Raw genomic sequence first — 17,269 nt, 5'->3', positions numbered from 1 at the left:
TATGGCTGAAAACCATACGTGGCGGGAAGCCAACTGATGAAATAATTGTAACAAATCATAAATCATTTTATTAAAATGGAATACAGGATAGAGAAAGACACTATGGGCGAAGTTAAGGTACCTGCCGAGAAATACTGGGGTGCCCAAACCGAGCGGTCGCGCAATAATTTTAAAATAGGCCCTTCCGGCTCTATGCCAAAGGAAATAATTGAAGGCTTTGCCTACCTTAAAAAAGCGGCTGCCTATGCAAACCACGACCTGGGTGTGCTTAGCGCCGAAAAACGCGATGCCATAGGCCAGGTGTGCGATGAAATACTTGAAGGGAAGCTTGACGACGAGTTCCCGTTAGTAATCTGGCAAACCGGTTCTGGCACACAAAGCAATATGAATGTTAACGAGGTGGTGGCTAACCGTGCCCAGGTACTTGCCGGATTTAAAATAGGCGAAGGAGAACCCGTGCTTAAAGCCAATGACGATGTAAACAAATCGCAGTCAAGCAATGACACCTACCCTACCGGAATGCATATTGCCGCATATAAAGCTGTGGTAGAAGTTACGCTTCCCGGCGTAGAAAAACTGCGCGATACCCTGGCGGTAAAATCTGCCGAGTATATGAACGTGGTAAAAATAGGCCGCACCCACCTTATGGACGCCACACCCCTAACCCTGGGACAGGAACTTAGCGGCTATGCCGCGCAGCTTAGCTACGGCATTAAGGCACTTAAAAATACACTAAGCCACCTTAGCGAGCTTGCGCTGGGCGGTACCGCAGTAGGTACAGGCCTTAATACCCCTGATGGCTATGATATAAAAGTAGCAGAATACATTGCAAAATTCACGGGCCTCCCATTTGTAACAGCACCTAATAAGTTTGAAGCGCTTGCCAGCCATGATGCCATTGTTGAGGCACACGGCGCGCTTAAGCAGCTTGCGGTTTCGCTTAATAAAATAGCTAACGACGTGCGCATGCTGGCTTCAGGGCCGCGTTCAGGTATTGGTGAAATTATCATCCCTGAAAACGAACCGGGGTCGTCTATCATGCCGGGCAAGGTTAACCCTACACAGTGCGAGGCGCTAACTATGGTGTGCGCGCAGGTTATGGGTAATGATGTTGCCATTAGCGTAGGCGGCATGCAGGGCCATTATGAACTTAACGTATTTAAGCCGGTTATGGCGGCCAACTTCCTGCAATCGGCACGTTTGCTGGGCGATGCGTGTGTATCGTTTGACGAGCATTGCGCACAGGGCATTGAGCCAAACTACACCCGCATTAAAGAGCTTGTAGACAACTCATTAATGCTGGTTACTGCGCTTAATACTAAAATAGGCTACTACAAAGCTGCTGAAATTGCGCAGACTGCACACAAAAACGGCACCACACTTAAAGATGAGGCCGTTCGCCTGGGCTACGTTACCCCTGACGATTTTGATGCCTGGGTAAAACCTGAAGATATGGTGGGGTCGCTTAAGTAATAATTTTCATGCCTAGCAGCATAATGCAAAAGTTAAAAACAGGAGTAATATAAATTGCTCCTGTTTTTTTTATTCATTCTCCGTTATGCTTTCCCTAATCCTCTTACATTTTATAGAACCTAAAGAACAGAAGATTCAATCATTCCTATCTTTTTTGTATTTAAATTTGCTTCACCATTTTATAATCTTCCATCAGGTATCCCGCCCCTATATCAACATCTTCAATGCCCATATTTATAAAACCTGTTTTAAGGTAAAAATTAACCGCAGGGTTGTAGCGGTTAACATTAAGCAGTAATTTATCATTAACACTATGGCGCGCGGCATTTTCTATTACAGAAATTAATGCCCTGCCCACTCCCCTGCCATGATTATCAGGCAGTACATAAAGCTTGTGCACCTTGGTAGTTTCTCTTATGTGGTTTACCTCATAAGATGCAAAGGCAACTGCCCTACCCTCATCGTCTTCGGCAATTATAAAATGATGGCCCTTTATGGCAATCTGTTCGTTTATTGCACCGGCGCTGTACATTAGCTCAAGCATGTACTGCATTTGTTCGGGGCTAAGTATGTTACTGTATGTAGCGTTCCAGGTTATTACCGCTATATGGTATATGGCTTCAAAATCCTGCTGTGAGGCTTTTCTTATATGCATAAAAAAAATATTATCATAAATCCCTTTAAATATAAGGGATTTTCAATTTTGTAAAGGTATAAAAAATTATTGGCACAGATATTGGATACAACTAATCAACCATAAGAAAAACGTTTTATCTGGCATTAACTTTACTTTTTTTATACGATCATGAAAACGACAATTTTACATACAGCATTACTTGCCATATTTAGTTTTGGCAGCATGATGGCCCAGAACGTAACAACCGTAAGGGCAAACAGTACCGATATAAGCGATAACCTCGACCTTAAGGCAGTAGCTTCTATTTTTGGCGACTCCCGCGACCTTGAAGATTTTGAGCGCAGGCTTAACGACCCTAAAATCATGATATCTAACCTTGACCTTAACGGAGATAACCGCGTAGACTACCTGAGGGTTGTAGAACTTTCTGAAAACAGCACTCACGTTATAGTATTACAGGCTGTTTTAGATATTGACACTTTTCAGGATGTTGCCACTATAGAAGTAGAGCGCGACAGCAGGAACAATGTTACAGTGCAGGTAGTGGGCGACACGTATATATACGGGCCTAATTATATTTACCAGCCGGTATATGTAGCCCCCCCCGTATTATTTAATGTATTTTGGGTAAGCAACTACCGCCCTTATTATTCTCCCTGGTACTGGGGGTATTACCCAAGTTACTACAGTTACTGGGCGCCGTGCGCACCTTACAGGTACCACAGGTATGTTAATGTACATATAAACACATACAATACCTATAATTATGTAAATGTAAGGCACAGCTACAGGGCGGCAACTATTTACAACTCCCGAAGGAACAATGCTTATGAAAGGCAGCACCCCAATACCGGTTTTAGCAGCAGGAACCGTTCTGTAGCTAACAGGTACGAACTGGTGCAAAGCAGGGCTACCAGCGGTGGATCGAGGGGTATAGCCACAAGCACACGTAACAGCAACACCGGCAAAAGCAGCCAGGCGGTTAATAGCCGGAGCAGTTTTCAAAACAGCTCGCGCAATAACGGCCAGGGCCGTACACTAAGTGATAATAGTGTAAACCGTGAAAGCAGTTACCGCAGCGGCAGGAGCCTTACTAACGGTGGCACACCGGTAAGTACTGCCTCACGTGGCAACAGCCAGCCCTCAATTGCTGCACCGCGCAGCAGCAGCAATGATGCAAGGAGTATAAACAGCACACCACGTTATAACAACAGCAGCAATGTAAGGAGCAATACTACACCTGCACAAAATAATAATGCGCCAGCTATGCGCAGCACATCTCCGGCTCCGCGCAGTGCGGCTCCAAGAATACAAAATTCTGCACCGGCGCGACAAAGTGCACCAAGTATAAACTCAGCTCCATCACGCCAGCAAAGCACCCCACGGATGCAAAGCCCTGCTCCTGCAAGGCAAAGCGCCCCGGCAATGAATGGCGGTTCTACCCGTGGCGGTGGCGGAAATGGCGGCGGCAGGAGCCGTGGTTAACAAATAAGTAGTTATTTAGAAGTTAGTATATTCAATTTAAAAACCGGGAGCAGCAATGTGGCCCGGTTTTTTTATGTTTATACTACACGCTTAGTAATAATGGCATGCACCCATTCGTTGCGTTTACACACTGTACAAGTACCCTCGGTAGGCTCCAGGTGCTGGGTATTGGCACAAAAAGTACAGGCATATATGCCGGATTTTGGAATGGTCTTGCTTTTCATTGCAAAGAGCTGCGGCCGTATGGGTAGGCCATGCTTTACATCTTCATCTTTATAAAAAAATACACTTATCGCACCATTGGTTTCCATATAAGCATTGCGCACCTGCCCCAGGTGCTCTATCGATTTAAGGCGTAATTCGGCAAAAAATTCATCCTGGGCCAGGTCTTCTTTTTGAAAGGTATGGATAGAAAACTGACCGTCTTCAATAATGCATTTGGCGGTACCCTCCATAAAATTTTCAAACCGTTTGCTCTTACCCAGTAGCCAGGTAACAGCGCGGTACATTAATAAGATAATGCAAAAAACAGTAATGGCCGGTATAAGGCCCACATCTTCATAAAACATAGGGTCGCCCGCCGCAGAACCCAGCGATATGATGATTACCACTTCAAAAACCGAGAGTTGCTTTACCCCCCGCTTGCCCGTAAATTTAAGGGTTATAAGCACCACTATAAACATTATAACGGTACGGAAGGCTACTTCTGCCACAAAAAACCAGGGCAGGCCGTTAAACAAGAGCCGATCCCATTCAAATATATCTTTCATTTTAAGAAGAATTGTTTTACTAAGTTATACCAGCTAACCTTTAGATTAACAAACATTAGCACAACTTTAATACTGCATTAAACCAGTGTTCAGTTATAGCGTGGTAACTTTACAAAACATCATTATTAATAACATTTAAAAACTAAAATTATGAGCAGGAAAATAGCAATACTGGCAACCCACGGGTTTGAAGAAAGCGAGCTGAAATCGCCTAAAGAATATATTGAGCAACAAGGCTGGACCGCCGAGATTATAAGCCCGGAAAGCGGGACCATTAAATCCTGGGCCGAAAAAAACTGGGGGCAGGAATATCCTGTTGACCTAACTATAGCTGATGCTAACGCGTCTGACTATGATGCGCTGGTACTGCCCGGCGGGGTAATAAATCCTGATAAGCTGCGCACAAATAACGAAGCCCTGGCCTTTGTAAAAGCCTTTTTTGACCAAAAGAAACCGGTAGCCACCATTTGCCATGGCCCGTGGACGCTTATTAATGCAGGTGTTGTAGATGGCCGTAGGGTAACCTCGGTAAAATCAATAAGCCAGGACCTTATAAACGCCGGCGCCAACTGGGTTGATGAAGAGGTAGTTGTTGACCAGGGCCTTGTAACCAGCCGCACACCTGAAGACCTGCCTGCATTTAACAAAAAACTTGTTGAAGAAATAAACGAAGGTAAACACCAGCTGCAGCACAGCTAAATAGTGTAAAAGATTATGTCTTTATACAATGAAAGCTTTTATGCCTTGTGCGTAAAGGCTTTCTTTTTTACCTTTACCTAAAACTTAAACACACGTATGAAAAAACTTATATTGCTGCCCATTATCTTAATGGCAGTTACCCTCAACGCACAGTTAAAGCCCGTTGCCTATACAGAGGGAGGCCAAAAACTGAACGGCTTTATTGCCACCCCTAAAAAACCCCTGAAGCAAAAACCGGGCATTGTAGTGCTGCCAGCCTGGCTGGGCATTAATGAGCACAGCAAAGAAGTTGCCGAAAAACTGGCTAAAGATGGCTATTACGCGGTTGTAGCCGATATTTATGGCGAAGGTAAATATCCGCAAAATACGGCAGAGGGCGGACAACAGAGTGGCTATTATAAAAAGAATTATGAAGCCTACCAAAAACGTATACAGGCCGCGCTTGAACAGCTTGTAAAGGCAGGGGCAAGTGCAGATAATATTGTGGTTATAGGATACTGCTTTGGCGGTACCGGCGCTCTTGAAGCTGCTCGCGGCGGCTTAAAGGTAAAGGGCGTGGTGTCGTTTCACGGAGGTGTGGGGAAAGACGCGACACGTGCCAACGGAACCATAAGCCCGCGCGTACTGGTACTGCATGGCGCGGATGACCCTTATGTGCCACAAAAAGATGTAGACGCTTTTATTAAAGAGATGAAAGACGGTAATGCCGACTGGCAGCTTATTTACTACAGCGGTGCCGTACATGCGTTTACCGAAAAAGAAGCCGGCAACGACCCCAGCAAGGGCGCTGCCTATAATGAACAGGCAGATAAACGTTCATGGGCAGCGTTTATGCAGTTTCTTAAAGAGCTGGAGTAACTCCGGTAAACGAAAAGCCAGACTCCAGGAAAGTATTTAATACAAAACTATTTGCTAAAAGAATTAATTAGTTTCGCTAAATAATATACTAATATAGACCCGCTTATTGCGGGTCTATATTTTTTTCAATAGCTTTAACCGCACCAAAACAAAAAAAACACTATGGCACACGACAAACTGCGGGACGATACCGAATGCCAAAACTGCGGCCACGAAGTTTTGGAAATTTATTGCCCGCACTGCGGGCAGAAAAATACAGAAACACGGCAAAGCTTTGCTCATCTTGTAGCACATTTTGCCGAAGACCTCACACACTACGACGGCGCATTCTGGAAAACCATAAAGTACCTGCTGTTTCGCCCATCGAAGCTTACTACAGAATATCTTTTAGGTAAAAGACAGTCATATGTGCCCCCGGTAAAGCTGTACATCTTTATAAGTTTTATTACCTTTTTAATTATTGGTGTACTGCCTGAGAATATTGAGAAAAAGACAGGTGCAAATGAGCCGGTATCTTCAGTACTAATAGATGAAAATCACGAAGTAAAGCGTGATAACGCACAGGCTAAAGAAGACTATGATCTTACCTTATACAATGGTGTTGTGGTGCATAGTATTAAGGAACTGGACTCGATAAAAGCAATTCCCGGAAGCAATTTATCCAACATAGAATATTTATTTGCGAAAAAGCAGTTTGAGGCAGTAAACGGAAAAATCACACCGGAAGATATTTTGGAAGCATTGCAACATATTTTCCCTAAAGTCTTATTTATCTATATGCCGATATTTGCCTTTTTCTTATGGCTTTTTCATGGCAAAAAACGCTGGCTGTTTTTTGACCATGGAATATTTACATTGCATTATTTCTCGTTATTACTACTGCTAATATGCTTTGCGACAGTATTTCAACGCTTGACATCTTTTATTAGCATTAACTTAGGAGATTTAGTAGGTACAATAATATCTTCAATTATTTTATTTTATTCTATATTTTACTTTTTCAGGGCACACAGCATTATGTACGGAGAAAAAAAGTACATATCCCGCATTAAGAGCCTTGCCCTGTTTTTTATTAACCTAACTACTATTACAATAGTTTTAATTGCCGTACTGATTTATATTATATTTACCTTCCACTGAACATGAAAAAACTCCCACTGTTATTATCTTCGTTACTACTTTTAGGGTGCAGCGCCGGAAAGGCCCAAAAGAAAGACTATGCAAAGGCCGATGTGGCCAGGTATATGAATACCATTACTGCTGCCGACCTGAAAAAGCACCTGTATATAGTGGCAAACGACTCTATGGAAGGCCGCAATACCGGTACTGAAGGCCAGAAAAAAGCGGGGCGCTACCTTATAAGCCAATACAAGGCCATTGGTATGTCTTACCCCCCTGCTGCTACGGGCTGGTACCAACCGGTACCGGCAGAGTTTATGCAGAAACCCTTTAGCCCTAAGCTAAATGATTCTGAAAATATATGGGCGTTTATCCCCGGCTCAGAAAAGCCAGATGAAGTACTGGTTATATCTGCACACTACGACCACGTAGGCACCAAAAACGGCGAGGTATACAACGGTGCCGATGATGATGGTTCGGGCACTACCGCCCTGCTGGAAATTGCCCAGGCATTTATGAAAGCTAGGCAGGAGGGCTACGGCCCTAAACGCTCGATACTTTTTTTACATGTAACCGGCGAAGAACACGGGCTGCATGGCTCGCGTTATTATAGCGAACACCCGTTGTACCCGGTAGCCAATACCATTGCCGATTTAAACATAGACATGATAGGCCGGCGCGACGATGCCCACAAAGAGAATGGTAATTATGTTTACGTAATAGGCTCTGACCGCCTGAGCACCGACCTACATAACATTAATGAGGCCGCAAATGCAAAGTACACCCAACTGGCGCTCGACTATACCTTTAACGACCGCGAAGACCCTAACCAGTTTTATTTCAGGAGCGACCATTATAACTTTGCCAGGAAGGGAATACCTATTATATTTTATTTTAACGGTGTGCATGACGATTACCACCGCCCTACCGATACACCGGACAAGATAGAGTATGACCTACAGGCAAAACGGGCACAGCTGGCCTTTGCCACGGCATGGGAGCTTGCTAACCGCGAAAACCGGCCTGTGGTAGATAAAGACGGTAAATAAGGGAGCAACATGCCTCGATGTATAAAAGGCTTTCTAAAAAAATAGACAGCCTTTTTTGCAAAAAAATTATGTATTACTTAATACGCTTTATAAGTGCGTCAATATCCACCGTTTCCTGTTCGCCTGTAGCCAGGTTTTTCAGGGTATATTGATTTGCCGCTATCTCAGCGTCGCCGGTAAGTACCGCAAAGGGTATCCCCCGCTTATCGGCATACTGGAATTGCCTGCCTATCTTTGCAGTGTCAGGATACAGTTCTGCCCTTATTCCGGCGGCACGCAGCTTTGCAATAGCTTTAAACGCATATTTTGCTTCGGCTTCGCCAAAGTTTATAAACAGTGCCTTAGTACCCTCGGTAACTGTATCAGGAAACAGGCCTAGTTCCTCAAGCACCAGGTAAATACGGTCAAGCCCAAAGGAAATGCCTACACCGCTAACATTTTTAAGCCCAAAGATACCGGTAAGGTCGTCATAACGTCCACCTCCGCCTATCGAGCCCAGTTTTACTTCTTTAGGTGCGCTTACTTCAAATATAGCCCCGGTGTAGTAATTTAGCCCCCGCGCCAGGGTAACATCCAGGTCGAGCACTGATTTATCCAGCCCCGCGTCAAGGGCGTTGGTACAAATAGAACGCAGCTCTTCTACCCCTTTCATGCCTTCTTCAGAAGAAGATAACAATGTAGTAAGCTTATCCAGTTTTTCGGTTATGCTACCTGTAAAGTTAAACAGCGGCTGCACTTTGTCTATTGCGGCCTCATCAATGCCTTTTGCAAGCATTTCGGCTTTCACGCCATCCTCTCCTATTTTATCCAGCTTATCGAGCGCTACGGTAAAATCGATAAGCTTGTCTTTAGCACCTATTACTTCGGCAATGCCGCTTAGTATTTTACGGTTGTTTATTTTTATGGTAACACCATTTAGCCCCAGCGATGAAAACACAGCATCATACAACTGCACCAGCTCTACCTCTTGCCACAGAGAGGTACTGCCCACAACATCGGCATCGCACTGGTAAAACTCGCGGAAGCGTCCCTTCTGTGGGTTATCGGCGCGCCATACCGGCTGTACCTGGTAGCGTTTAAAGGGAAAGGTTATCTCGTTCTGGTGCTGTACCACATAGCGCGCAAAGGGCACGGTAAGGTCATAGCGCAGGGCTTTTTCAGATATTTTAGCTGTAAACTTATTAAGCGCTACAAGTTGTTCTTTTGTGATGGTTTCGGCAGAATTGGCTAAAAGCCCGTCCATATCTCCGGGTAACTCAAGGCCTTTCTTATCGTAAAAATAATTGCCGCTGTTCAGTATCTTAAAAATAAGCCTGTCTCCTTCTTCGCCGTATTTGCCCATCAGGGTATCAGAGTTTTCAAACGAAGGGGTTTCTATCGGCTGGAAGCCAAACAGCTCAAAATGGTGTTTTATTTTTGATATGATGTATTGACGTTTAGCCACCTCAGCAGGTGAAAAATCTCTCGTACCTTTAGGGATACCCGGTTTTGCCATTGTATTTTTTTTGCAAAGATAGCAAATAGTGTTCAGTGTTCAGTCGCAGTGGGCAGCAGCTTTCAATCGTCCACGTACCCAAACTTAAAACCTGAAACCTGAAACTTTAAACAATTTTCTTACCTTAGCAGTAAAATCAATCACAAAATGTTTAACCTCTTCAGGGAAAATACAAAAATAGCGCTGGGGTCCATAAGGGCACAAATGCTGCGCACCATACTTACCATTTTTATTATCGGCCTGGGCGTATGGGCGCTTGTAGGCGTACTTGCGGCTGTAGCCGTGCTGGAAAGCAGTATTATGGGCAACTTTGCCGTTATGGGTACCAATACCTTTACCATTACCCGCTATGATACCAGCGGCCAGATAGGCCGGCAAAACGACGCTGATGTGCGCGAAAACCCTATCGTTACATATCCGCAGGCCAGGGCATTCCAGGAAAAATATAATTTCCCGGGGGCAAAAACCTCGCTGTCGTTTACTGCGGCCTCAGGCGTTGAGGTTAAATTTGGCGAAAAAGAGTCAGACCCGGAAGTAACTGTTTTGGGCGCTGATGAAAATTTCCTGCCGAACTCTGGCCTCGAAACCACGCAGGGCAGGAATTTTACCAACTTTGATATAAGCAATAATAATTACGTATGCCTTGTGGGCGCCGATTTTGAAAAAGGGATACTTAAAGATGTAAACCCCATAGGACAAACCATAGCCATACGCGGGGCGAAGTTTAAGGTAATCGGTGTGCTAAAAGGAAGGGGCTCTACCTTTGGCAACAGGCAGGACCTTAACCTTATTATACCCGTACAGCTTGCACGCTCGCTCTACAGCGCACCTAATATTGACTATACCGTAAAAGTAAGCATCGCTAACCCCGATTTTCTGGATGGCGCTGTGGGCGAAGCCATACTAAGCATGCGCCGCATACGTAAGCTGGCACCTGTTGCCAAAGAAAACTTTGGTATAGAACGCAGCGATGAATTACTGGAAACCCTAAAAAGCGAAACGGATACACTTGCTGCCGCTGCCTGGGTCATTGGGATAATTACCGTTTTTGGGTCGTCTATTGCACTTATGAACATCATGCTGGTATCTGTTACCGAGCGTACCCGCGAAATAGGCGTGCGAAAATCACTGGGGGCCAAAAAGGGGACCATAGCCATGCAGTTCTTTACCGAAACACTGGTGATTTGTATTTTTGGGGGAATTATAGGACTCATACTTGGCCTTCTTACAGGTTTCGGGCTCTCTGCAATAATGAATGCTTCGTTCCCTATGCCCTGGGTAGCCACATTTGCGGCTTTAGGCACCATTGTAATTGTTACAATAGTATCTGGGCTGTACCCTGCTGTAAAAGCCGCCGCACTCGACCCTGTTGAGGCGCTTCGTTATGAGTAGCAGTTTTAGTGTTCGGTGTTCAGTCTCAGGATATGTGCCAACTGATTACTGAACACTGCCAACTTTTTAAACGCTACAGGAAATCATCCTGTCATTTCCATACATATCCTTACGTAAAATAACATTCTTAAAGCCTTCTGATTCCAGCATTTGCCCTGTTTGTGAGCCAAGGTATTGGTTTATTTCAAAGTATAGTGTACCGTTTTTTTTCAAATACACTTTTGCAAGTTGGGCAATTTTGTGGTAAAAAATTAGCGGATCGTTATCGTTGACAAAAAGCGCCAGGTGCGGCTCAAAGTCCAGCACATTAGGTTTTATTTCGTGTTTTTCCAGGTTACGCACATAGGGCGGGTTAGATACAATAATATCATATCGCTGTGGCAACGACGCCGTGGTAAGTATATCTTCCTGGATAAAATCAACAGTTATATTATTCGCCATGGCATTTTCTTCGGCTACTGCCAATGCTTCGGCAGAAACATCAAGGGCGGAAACAAAGGCCTGCTTTAAATTATCAGCCAGCGAAATGGCGATACAGCCGCTACCGGTTCCTATATCGAGTATAGTGATATCCTGCCTGTTTTTATTTTCATGGATGATCCACTCTACCAGTTGTTCGGTTTCAGGACGGGGAATCAGGGTATTTTCGGTAACCTTAAATTCGAGTCCGTAAAAGTGGGCCTTGCCAAATATGTACTGGATGGGTTTTTGTTCCTGCAACTGTGCTAAGACACTCTCCCATCGGTCCTTTTGCACATCGGTAAGTACGCTATCCGGATTCATGATAAGGTCTACCCGCCTTAGCCCTGTTATTTCTTCCAGCGAAATGTTAAAAATCGACTCTGCTTCATCCGCACCATATATTGGGGTAAGGGTTTCGGTAAACTGTTTTTTGTATTCTTTTATTCCGGTTAACAACTCCCCCTTCGGGGGTTGGGGGCCCAATTCTTTAATCATCCACACGGGGCATGAGCTGTGGCCTGTATTGCCCAGGGGCGCGTCAATATACGTAAAACCGTATTTCAGGTATAACTTTTGGGCGGCATCCATGTAGGGAAGGGTTTCAAGATAGCACTGGGTGTAACCAAAACCTACAGCCGCTTTTAAACATGCTTCAATGAGTTTTGCCCCTACTCCCCTGCCCCGTGCTGCTGCCGAAGCATACATTTTTTGCAATTCGCTAACACCCTCAGGGCCGTTTTCGAGCGGAGCGATACCTGCACCGGCTACAACCCTACCATCAACAACAGCAACATAGTAAACCGACTTTTCACTTTTGTATGCGGTGCTTAGCCGGTCGAGCACCGGGTCTGCATAGGCTGTGCCTGTTTTAGGGGCATCAAGTTCATCAAAAACACCGCGTATTATAGCAGCTATCTGTGGGTTATCTTCCGGCTGTATTGGGCGAATTATAATAGTATCCATAATGCAAATTTACAGTTTATTTGTGGATGCGGTAATTTGTTAATCCGGCAACTCAAAACTTTGTAACTTTGATACCTTATAACTCTGCTACAAAAGATGAGCCACGAAATTTATATGCAACGCTGCCTGGAGCTGGCCGAAAAAGGGATGCGGGCGGCCATGACTAACCCTTCTGTAGGCGCAGTTTTGGTACACGATGGGCGCATCATTGGCGAAGGCCATACATCGCCGTACGGCGGCCCGCATGGCGAAGTGAATTGCATTAATTCGGTAACCGGGGCCGACCGCCACCTGATACCCGATGCCACGCTTTATGTAAGCCTGGAACCCTGCAGCCACTATGGCAATACCCCACCCTGCTGCGACCTGATTATTAAACAACAAATAAAAAAAATTGTTGTTGGTACAGCCGACCCCCACGAAAAAGTGGCGGGCAATGGTATTAAAAAACTGCGTGAAACGGGTATGGAGGTTATTGTTGGGGCGATGGAGAAAGAATGCCGCGAGAGCAACCGCCGTTTTTTTACCTTTCATGAAAAGAAACGTCCCTACATTATACTTAAATGGGCAGAAAGCGCGGATGGATTTTTGAGTCCGAATATTCAGTTGGCATCCGGTTCGGGTGATGGACTATCCGGTAACCCGGAAGAAAAGAAGCCCGTTTGGATAACAAATAAGTATTCACGGCAACTGGTACACAAATGGCGTAGCGAGGAAGCCGCAATATTAGTAGGCACAAAAACTGTACTGGACGATAACCCATCGCTGGACGTACGCTCGTGGACAGGGCCAAACCCGGTGCGTGTAGTAATAGACCGAACTGGAAAAATAAGTAACGGTTACAATGTTAAAAACCAAAAAATTAAGACAATTGTTTTGACCGGGCAGGAGAATTTATCTAACTTAGATGGCATAGTGTATGAAAATGTGCAGTTTGGCGAAGGCTTTTTACCTGCGGTAATGGACATATTACACCATAACAACCTGCTATCGGTATTAGTTGAAGGCGGCAGGCAAACGCTGCAATTTTTTATTGATGCAAATCTTTGGGATGAGGCGCGTGTTTTCAAAAGCAGCATTTTATTTAATGAGGGAACCCCTGCCCCACTGCTGAAAAAAGTACCGGACTCGCAGCAACGAATAGACAACGATGAACTCTTTATTTTTAGGAATTATGGTAAACACGATAATATTTGACCTGGGTGATGTTTTTTTAAATAAAGATAAGCAGGCAAAAGTAGATGCGTTTGCATCTCTTGGCCTCTATGGGTGGAACGAAGCTTTAGAAACTCTCGAAAAGAAGTTTGAAACCGGAAAAATAGATTCAGACGCGTACCTTAAAGGTATACAGCCATTTACAGATAATGCTTCGCTTGAGGCGATAAGGGATGCCTGGAATGCGGGTATAGCCGATTTTCCGCTCTACCGCCTGGAGTTTTTGCAAAAACTCGTCCCCAATTACAGGCTGTTCCTACTTAGTAATACAGATCCTATCCATATCGAAAAATTTGAGCAGGATGTAGGTATGTCTTTCTACCGCGACTTTTACCAGTGCTTTGAAAAGGTGTATTTTTCGCATGAGATAGGTGTGCGGAAACCAAGTGATGAGGCGTTTAACTTTCTTACCACCAACCATGACATTCAGCCAAAGAACACAATCGTAGTGGATGATAAAAAGTTTAATACTGATGCTGCGGAAGCACTGGGCTTTATGGTATGGAACCTGCAAAAAGGCGTAGAAGACGTTATTGAACTTTTTGACAAAAAGGTAATACCGATGGAAACAGCCCGCTAATTTATTGCACATATGCAAGCCGCAATGAATCTATTGCTTACTTTTGCAAAAATTTTTTAATTAATGAAATTTAAATTCAGGCTCGCTTATTTTTTATTTGGGTTAATGATAGGCACTTTTTTTGTTCTCTTTATTTTCCAAAACCGTGGCCAAAATTTTTGCTACCTGCCTAATTGCAGGGTATTAAAAGACATCCGCTCAAAAAAGCTGCTTATAAGTGAAGAGGCAAAAAACACATTTCGCATGGGATGGGTAAATCAAAAAGATGTAGAAAACACCCTTACTTACGGCGATGTTGATTTTTCTAAAAGTAAAATTCCGTATAAAGAGGGAGGGAAAATATATATTATTGAAGGGAGAAATACTAAAAATGAGCCTATTACAATAGAAATAGTTAATGGCGGATCGAAGGCTCTTTTACTTAGCATAAAAAAGCAATAATTTTAGCTTTAAATGCTTGCTGTTATCAATAGTAAATGTATCTTTGCACTCGCAATACGGAACAATACAGCTTTCGACATTGCAAAAATATTGGGGCGATTAGCTCAGCTGGTTCAGAGCACCTCGTTTACACCGAGGGGGTCGGGGGTTCGAACCCCTCATCGCCCACACAGAAAGACAAACAAAGCCATTGGATTCCAATGGCTTTGTCGTTTAAATAACTTACAGTAAACAGACGGACTCTCTTTTATGTTTAATCTGTTACTTTTAAATGCTGAATTTGACCGTTAACAATATTAAAATGAAATTTTAGCGTGATAGGGCTTCCTGGAAATGTTCCTGAGCATTCTGCAGTTAAAATGTTATTGCTTTCGGTATATTTCAGTGATTTCATCACTGCTTAGTAGTTCTTGTTTGAGTGGTCGATCCAACGCTCTATTTCAAGTCTTCCTTTATGAGTTTTACCTTCATCAAATACCACGGCGGTTTCAGAAAAACAATCCGCATAGGCAATGCTGTCAAAACTGTTTTGCGCATTAACCAGGTCTGTTATTACTTTTGGTAAGTTCATGTTGTTATTTTTTTAGATTATTAAATTGTGGGTACTGTACCGCCATCGATTACATATTCAGTACCTGTCAGGTAGCCTGCCCTTGGTGAGACAAGGAAGCCTACTAACTCAGCTACTTCTTCGGGTTGTGCAGGCCTGCCATACGGTATTCCACCCAATGCATCCATAACACCTTGTTGCGCTTCTTCTACGGTGCTGTTTGCATTTCGCGCAATCTCGCCCAGCCAGGCTACAGATGCTGATGTGTTTATCCATCCCGGGGAAACCGTAAGTACCCGGACACCTTTTGGTGTAACTTCATTGGATAGGCTTTTGCTGTAATTTCTCAATGCTGCTTTTGCGGCGGCATAAGGCAGGGTAGAATCATAAAGTGGCAGTATGCCCTGAATAGAAGCTATATGGATAATAACACCACTTTTCTTAGCTATCATTTGCGGCAAAAATGCCCTGTCCAGCCTAACCGGGGCCAGTAAATTGGCTTGCAGGGTTGATACCCAGTCTTCATCAGTTAATGCGCTAAAGCCGCCTGCAGGCGTTGTTGAGGAACCCAGGTTGTTCACCAGGATATCCAGTCGCCCATACGTAGAGAGTACTTCGCTTACCAGCTTTTGCGCATCTTCTGCCTTAATCAAATCGGAAGGGATGAAATGCAGCCGGCTGTTTTCATTCTCCGGAACATTCCGGGCGGTTATAATCACCGTTGCCCCGGCTTGTAGCAGCCTTTCGGCAATGGCCCTGCCTGCCCCTTTTGTACCACCTGTCACTAAGGCAATCTTGCCTGACAATTCGTTTTGATAATCCATTTTTTTACGTTTAAGTTTCTTTGTACAAATCTCGGGAGTACGTTAGTTCCTCACAAGTACGGAGTTACGAATCGTATAGGGATAAATTATTCCCCTATTGTGCATATAAGAACATAGGATTACTTTTGTGATATGTATGAGAGAAAAACAATACCAAACCTTAATTGTGGCCTTGACCTGATAGGTGAAGTACTTTATGGCAAATGGAAAGTACGTTTGCTTTGGTTTATCGGGCAGGGGCATAAGCGCCCAAGCGAACTGCAGCGCAAAATACCCGATGCTTCGCGCCGGGTTTTAAATATCCAGCTGAAGGAATTAGAAGAACATGAGCTTGTGACAAAGGTTATTTACCCTGTTGTGCCTCCGAAAGTAGAGTACAGCCTGACCGATTTTGGAAAAACGTTAATCCCTGTAATTTCAGTTATAGGAAATTGGGGAGATGAACATGAAGACATTTACGGTCATTGATCTTAAAGCGTTTGGGATAAATTTATGACATTGAATAAATCAATCATCAATTTGCACTGCTTCATAGAAAGACAAAATAGGTTATAAGCGTTAGATTGTGATCCCTGATTCTGCACAGTCCTGAAATAACGATATATAAAAACTACCAAAAAGAAAACTTATAAAACAAAAAACAGAAGTAACCACAAAGCTAATTCTGTCTAAAAAATGTATTTTTCTATTATTAATCCTGCATTGTTTTTTTAGGGCTAATCATAATTGAAATACTCTTTTAAATTTTCCGGAAGATTAATAGATAAATTATACTATCTATCTCGCTTACTGTAACAATATAGTCAAACTGAACCTGCTTAATTGCATTTTTTTGAATGTATGGATAGTAAGCATCTTCAGGTTCTTGTACAAAATCCGCCACAATTACTAATCACTTTTAATCCATCCCTCCCGTCTTCAAGATAACTGTAAGTAAAATTCTTATTGCCCAACAATAGATAGCTGAGATAATAATTTATTTAGAGCACTTACACCACCGTCGGAAGTGTCTGTCACAATTAGCTGGTTTAAGAATTTATCATTGGTTTTCCTTTCATATTGCTTCTATAAAGACACGGCTATAGCCTCATCTGTAAAAATGTATTGTTTAATATTTTATTTACTCAGCACCCTCAATTATCCATGTTGTAAGCTCTTTGTGGAGATGCGTGCTGACTGAGAGTCGAATGCCTTCAAGTACGATAGGAAGCAATACTGTGATTTGATTAACACCATAATGTACCACGGGGTAATATT

General features: G+C 43.7%; 17 protein-coding genes, 1 tRNA gene and 1 pseudogene. 12 read left to right on the top strand and 7 right to left on the bottom strand.

The genetic code is table 11. From position 1 onward, the window contains the following. The first annotated feature begins 75 nt into the window (after window positions 1-75). Window positions 76-1,473, top strand: coding sequence for a class II fumarate hydratase (gene fumC / locus ACLI09_RS14360; RefSeq protein WP_411420327.1), 1,398 nt, complete (start codon window positions 76-78; stop codon window positions 1,471-1,473). Window positions 1,474-1,633: 160 nt separating this feature from the next. Here fumC and ACLI09_RS14355 read toward each other — a convergent pair whose 3' ends face one another. Then, window positions 1,634-2,128, bottom strand: coding sequence for an N-acetyltransferase family protein (locus tag ACLI09_RS14355; RefSeq protein WP_411420326.1), 495 nt, complete (start codon window positions 2,126-2,128; stop codon window positions 1,634-1,636). Between the two features lie 150 nt (window positions 2,129-2,278). Here ACLI09_RS14355 and ACLI09_RS14350 point away from each other — a divergent pair, with 150 nt between their 5' ends. Next, window positions 2,279-3,595 (top strand): hypothetical protein, encoded by a 1,317-nt coding sequence (locus tag ACLI09_RS14350; RefSeq protein WP_411420325.1) that lies wholly within the window; start codon window positions 2,279-2,281, stop codon window positions 3,593-3,595. Between the two features lie 77 nt (window positions 3,596-3,672). On the opposite strand, the gene ACLI09_RS14345 is transcribed toward ACLI09_RS14350, so the two are convergent. Continuing rightward, window positions 3,673-4,365, bottom strand: a complete 693-nt coding sequence (locus tag ACLI09_RS14345; protein ID WP_411420324.1) for a DUF421 domain-containing protein — start codon at window positions 4,363-4,365, stop codon at window positions 3,673-3,675. A 150-nt stretch (window positions 4,366-4,515) separates the two neighbouring features. Between ACLI09_RS14345 and ACLI09_RS14340 the strand changes: the two genes are divergently transcribed. From ACLI09_RS14340 to ACLI09_RS14325, 4 genes are all read left to right on the top strand, one after another. After that, window positions 4,516-5,064, top strand: coding sequence for a type 1 glutamine amidotransferase domain-containing protein (locus tag ACLI09_RS14340; protein ID WP_411420323.1), 549 nt, complete (start codon window positions 4,516-4,518; stop codon window positions 5,062-5,064). Between the two features lie 96 nt (window positions 5,065-5,160). Further along, window positions 5,161-5,922: a dienelactone hydrolase family protein gene (locus tag ACLI09_RS14335; protein ID WP_411420322.1), complete on the top strand. Its 762-nt coding sequence runs from the start codon at window positions 5,161-5,163 to the stop codon at window positions 5,920-5,922. Window positions 5,923-6,084: 162 nt separating this feature from the next. Beyond that, on the top strand, window positions 6,085-7,062 hold the full coding sequence (locus ACLI09_RS14330) for a DUF3667 domain-containing protein (protein WP_411420321.1): 978 nt from the start codon (window positions 6,085-6,087) through the stop codon (window positions 7,060-7,062). Window positions 7,063-7,064: 2 nt separating this feature from the next. Further along, window positions 7,065-8,090, top strand: a complete 1,026-nt coding sequence (locus tag ACLI09_RS14325; RefSeq protein ID WP_411420320.1) for a M28 family metallopeptidase — start codon at window positions 7,065-7,067, stop codon at window positions 8,088-8,090. Between the two features lie 73 nt (window positions 8,091-8,163). On the opposite strand, the gene hisS is transcribed toward ACLI09_RS14325, so the two are convergent. Then, complete coding sequence (gene hisS, locus ACLI09_RS14320; protein ID WP_411420319.1) at window positions 8,164-9,585, bottom strand: histidine--tRNA ligase; 1,422 nt, start codon at window positions 9,583-9,585, stop codon at window positions 8,164-8,166. 147 nt (window positions 9,586-9,732) lie between these two features. On the opposite strand from hisS, the gene ACLI09_RS14315 reads away from it, so the two are divergent. Beyond that, window positions 9,733-10,977 carry an ABC transporter permease gene (locus tag ACLI09_RS14315; protein ID WP_411420318.1) on the top strand — a complete coding sequence of 415 codons (1,245 nt, stop codon included), beginning with the start codon at window positions 9,733-9,735 and terminating at the stop codon, window positions 10,975-10,977. Window positions 10,978-11,043: 66 nt separating this feature from the next. Here the strand turns inward: ACLI09_RS14315 and prmC are convergent, their stop codons facing one another. Continuing rightward, a complete protein-coding gene (prmC, locus tag ACLI09_RS14310) occupies window positions 11,044-11,934 on the bottom strand; it encodes a peptide chain release factor N(5)-glutamine methyltransferase (protein WP_411420363.1) in 891 nt (296 codons plus the stop codon). Between the two features lie 63 nt (window positions 11,935-11,997). Then, window positions 11,998-12,402 (bottom strand): annotated as a pseudogene (locus tag ACLI09_RS14305) (GNAT family N-acetyltransferase); the annotation flags it as partial. Between the two features lie 96 nt (window positions 12,403-12,498). Here ACLI09_RS14305 and ribD point away from each other — a divergent pair. The 4 genes from ribD (at window position 12,499) to ACLI09_RS14285 (ending at window position 14,806) form a co-directional block, all read left to right on the top strand. Continuing rightward, complete coding sequence (ribD, locus tag ACLI09_RS14300; RefSeq protein WP_411420317.1) at window positions 12,499-13,599, top strand: bifunctional diaminohydroxyphosphoribosylaminopyrimidine deaminase/5-amino-6-(5-phosphoribosylamino)uracil reductase RibD; 1,101 nt, start codon at window positions 12,499-12,501, stop codon at window positions 13,597-13,599. Next, on the top strand, window positions 13,577-14,197 hold the full coding sequence (locus tag ACLI09_RS14295) for an HAD-IA family hydrolase (protein WP_411420316.1): 621 nt from the start codon (window positions 13,577-13,579) through the stop codon (window positions 14,195-14,197). Before ribD ends, ACLI09_RS14295 begins: the two co-directional genes overlap by 23 nt. Before the next feature lie 63 nt (window positions 14,198-14,260). After that, a complete protein-coding gene (locus tag ACLI09_RS14290) occupies window positions 14,261-14,638 on the top strand; it encodes a DUF4258 domain-containing protein (protein ID WP_411420315.1) in 378 nt (125 codons plus the stop codon). A gap of 93 nt (window positions 14,639-14,731) precedes the next feature. Then, a tRNA-Val gene (locus ACLI09_RS14285) sits at window positions 14,732-14,806 on the top strand. Window positions 14,807-15,038: 232 nt separating this feature from the next. On the opposite strand, the gene ACLI09_RS14280 is transcribed toward ACLI09_RS14285, so the two are convergent. After that, window positions 15,039-15,209 (bottom strand): hypothetical protein, encoded by a 171-nt coding sequence (locus ACLI09_RS14280; RefSeq protein WP_411420314.1) that lies wholly within the window; start codon window positions 15,207-15,209, stop codon window positions 15,039-15,041. Window positions 15,210-15,229: 20 nt separating this feature from the next. Then, on the bottom strand, window positions 15,230-16,012 hold the full coding sequence (locus tag ACLI09_RS14275) for an SDR family oxidoreductase (RefSeq protein ID WP_411420313.1): 783 nt from the start codon (window positions 16,010-16,012) through the stop codon (window positions 15,230-15,232). 132 nt (window positions 16,013-16,144) lie between these two features. Between ACLI09_RS14275 and ACLI09_RS14270 the strand changes: the two genes are divergently transcribed. Continuing rightward, window positions 16,145-16,480, top strand: a complete 336-nt coding sequence (locus ACLI09_RS14270; protein ID WP_411420312.1) for a winged helix-turn-helix transcriptional regulator — start codon at window positions 16,145-16,147, stop codon at window positions 16,478-16,480. Window positions 16,481-17,269 lie beyond the last annotated feature (789 nt).

The sequence above is a fragment of the Flavobacterium sp. RHBU_24 genome (assembly GCF_046613695.1).
Lineage (GTDB): Bacteria > Bacteroidota > Bacteroidia > Flavobacteriales > Flavobacteriaceae > Flavobacterium.
This window is presented reverse-complemented; position numbering and strand designations above follow the sequence as displayed.

Bases quoted from the DNA above. Each gene is read 5' to 3' on its own strand.
- ACLI09_RS14335 (WP_411420322.1), top strand. From the start codon at position 5,161: ATGAAAAAACTTATATTGCTGCCCATTATCTTAATGGCAGTTACCCTC.
- ACLI09_RS14325 (WP_411420320.1), top strand. From the start codon at position 7,065: ATGAAAAAACTCCCACTGTTATTATCTTCGTTACTACTTTTAGGGTGC.
- hisS (WP_411420319.1), bottom strand. From the start codon at position 9,585: ATGGCAAAACCGGGTATCCCTAAAGGTACGAGAGATTTTTCACCTGCT.
- ACLI09_RS14280 (WP_411420314.1), bottom strand. From the start codon at position 15,209: ATGAACTTACCAAAAGTAATAACAGACCTGGTTAATGCGCAAAACAGT.
- ACLI09_RS14350 (WP_411420325.1), top strand. From the start codon at position 2,279: ATGAAAACGACAATTTTACATACAGCATTACTTGCCATATTTAGTTTT.
- ACLI09_RS14315 (WP_411420318.1), top strand. From the start codon at position 9,733: ATGTTTAACCTCTTCAGGGAAAATACAAAAATAGCGCTGGGGTCCATA.
- ACLI09_RS14295 (WP_411420316.1), top strand. From the start codon at position 13,577: ATGGTAAACACGATAATATTTGACCTGGGTGATGTTTTTTTAAATAAA.
- ACLI09_RS14290 (WP_411420315.1), top strand. From the start codon at position 14,261: ATGAAATTTAAATTCAGGCTCGCTTATTTTTTATTTGGGTTAATGATA.
- ACLI09_RS14340 (WP_411420323.1), top strand. From the start codon at position 4,516: ATGAGCAGGAAAATAGCAATACTGGCAACCCACGGGTTTGAAGAAAGC.
- ribD (WP_411420317.1), top strand. From the start codon at position 12,499: ATGAGCCACGAAATTTATATGCAACGCTGCCTGGAGCTGGCCGAAAAA.
- ACLI09_RS14330 (WP_411420321.1), top strand. From the start codon at position 6,085: ATGGCACACGACAAACTGCGGGACGATACCGAATGCCAAAACTGCGGC.
- prmC (WP_411420363.1), bottom strand. From the start codon at position 11,934: ATGATTAAAGAATTGGGCCCCCAACCCCCGAAGGGGGAGTTGTTAACC.
- ACLI09_RS14345 (WP_411420324.1), bottom strand. From the start codon at position 4,365: ATGAAAGATATATTTGAATGGGATCGGCTCTTGTTTAACGGCCTGCCC.
- fumC (WP_411420327.1), top strand. From the start codon at position 76: ATGGAATACAGGATAGAGAAAGACACTATGGGCGAAGTTAAGGTACCT.
- ACLI09_RS14270 (WP_411420312.1), top strand. From the start codon at position 16,145: ATGTATGAGAGAAAAACAATACCAAACCTTAATTGTGGCCTTGACCTG.
- ACLI09_RS14275 (WP_411420313.1), bottom strand. From the start codon at position 16,012: ATGGATTATCAAAACGAATTGTCAGGCAAGATTGCCTTAGTGACAGGT.
- ACLI09_RS14355 (WP_411420326.1), bottom strand. From the start codon at position 2,128: ATGCATATAAGAAAAGCCTCACAGCAGGATTTTGAAGCCATATACCAT.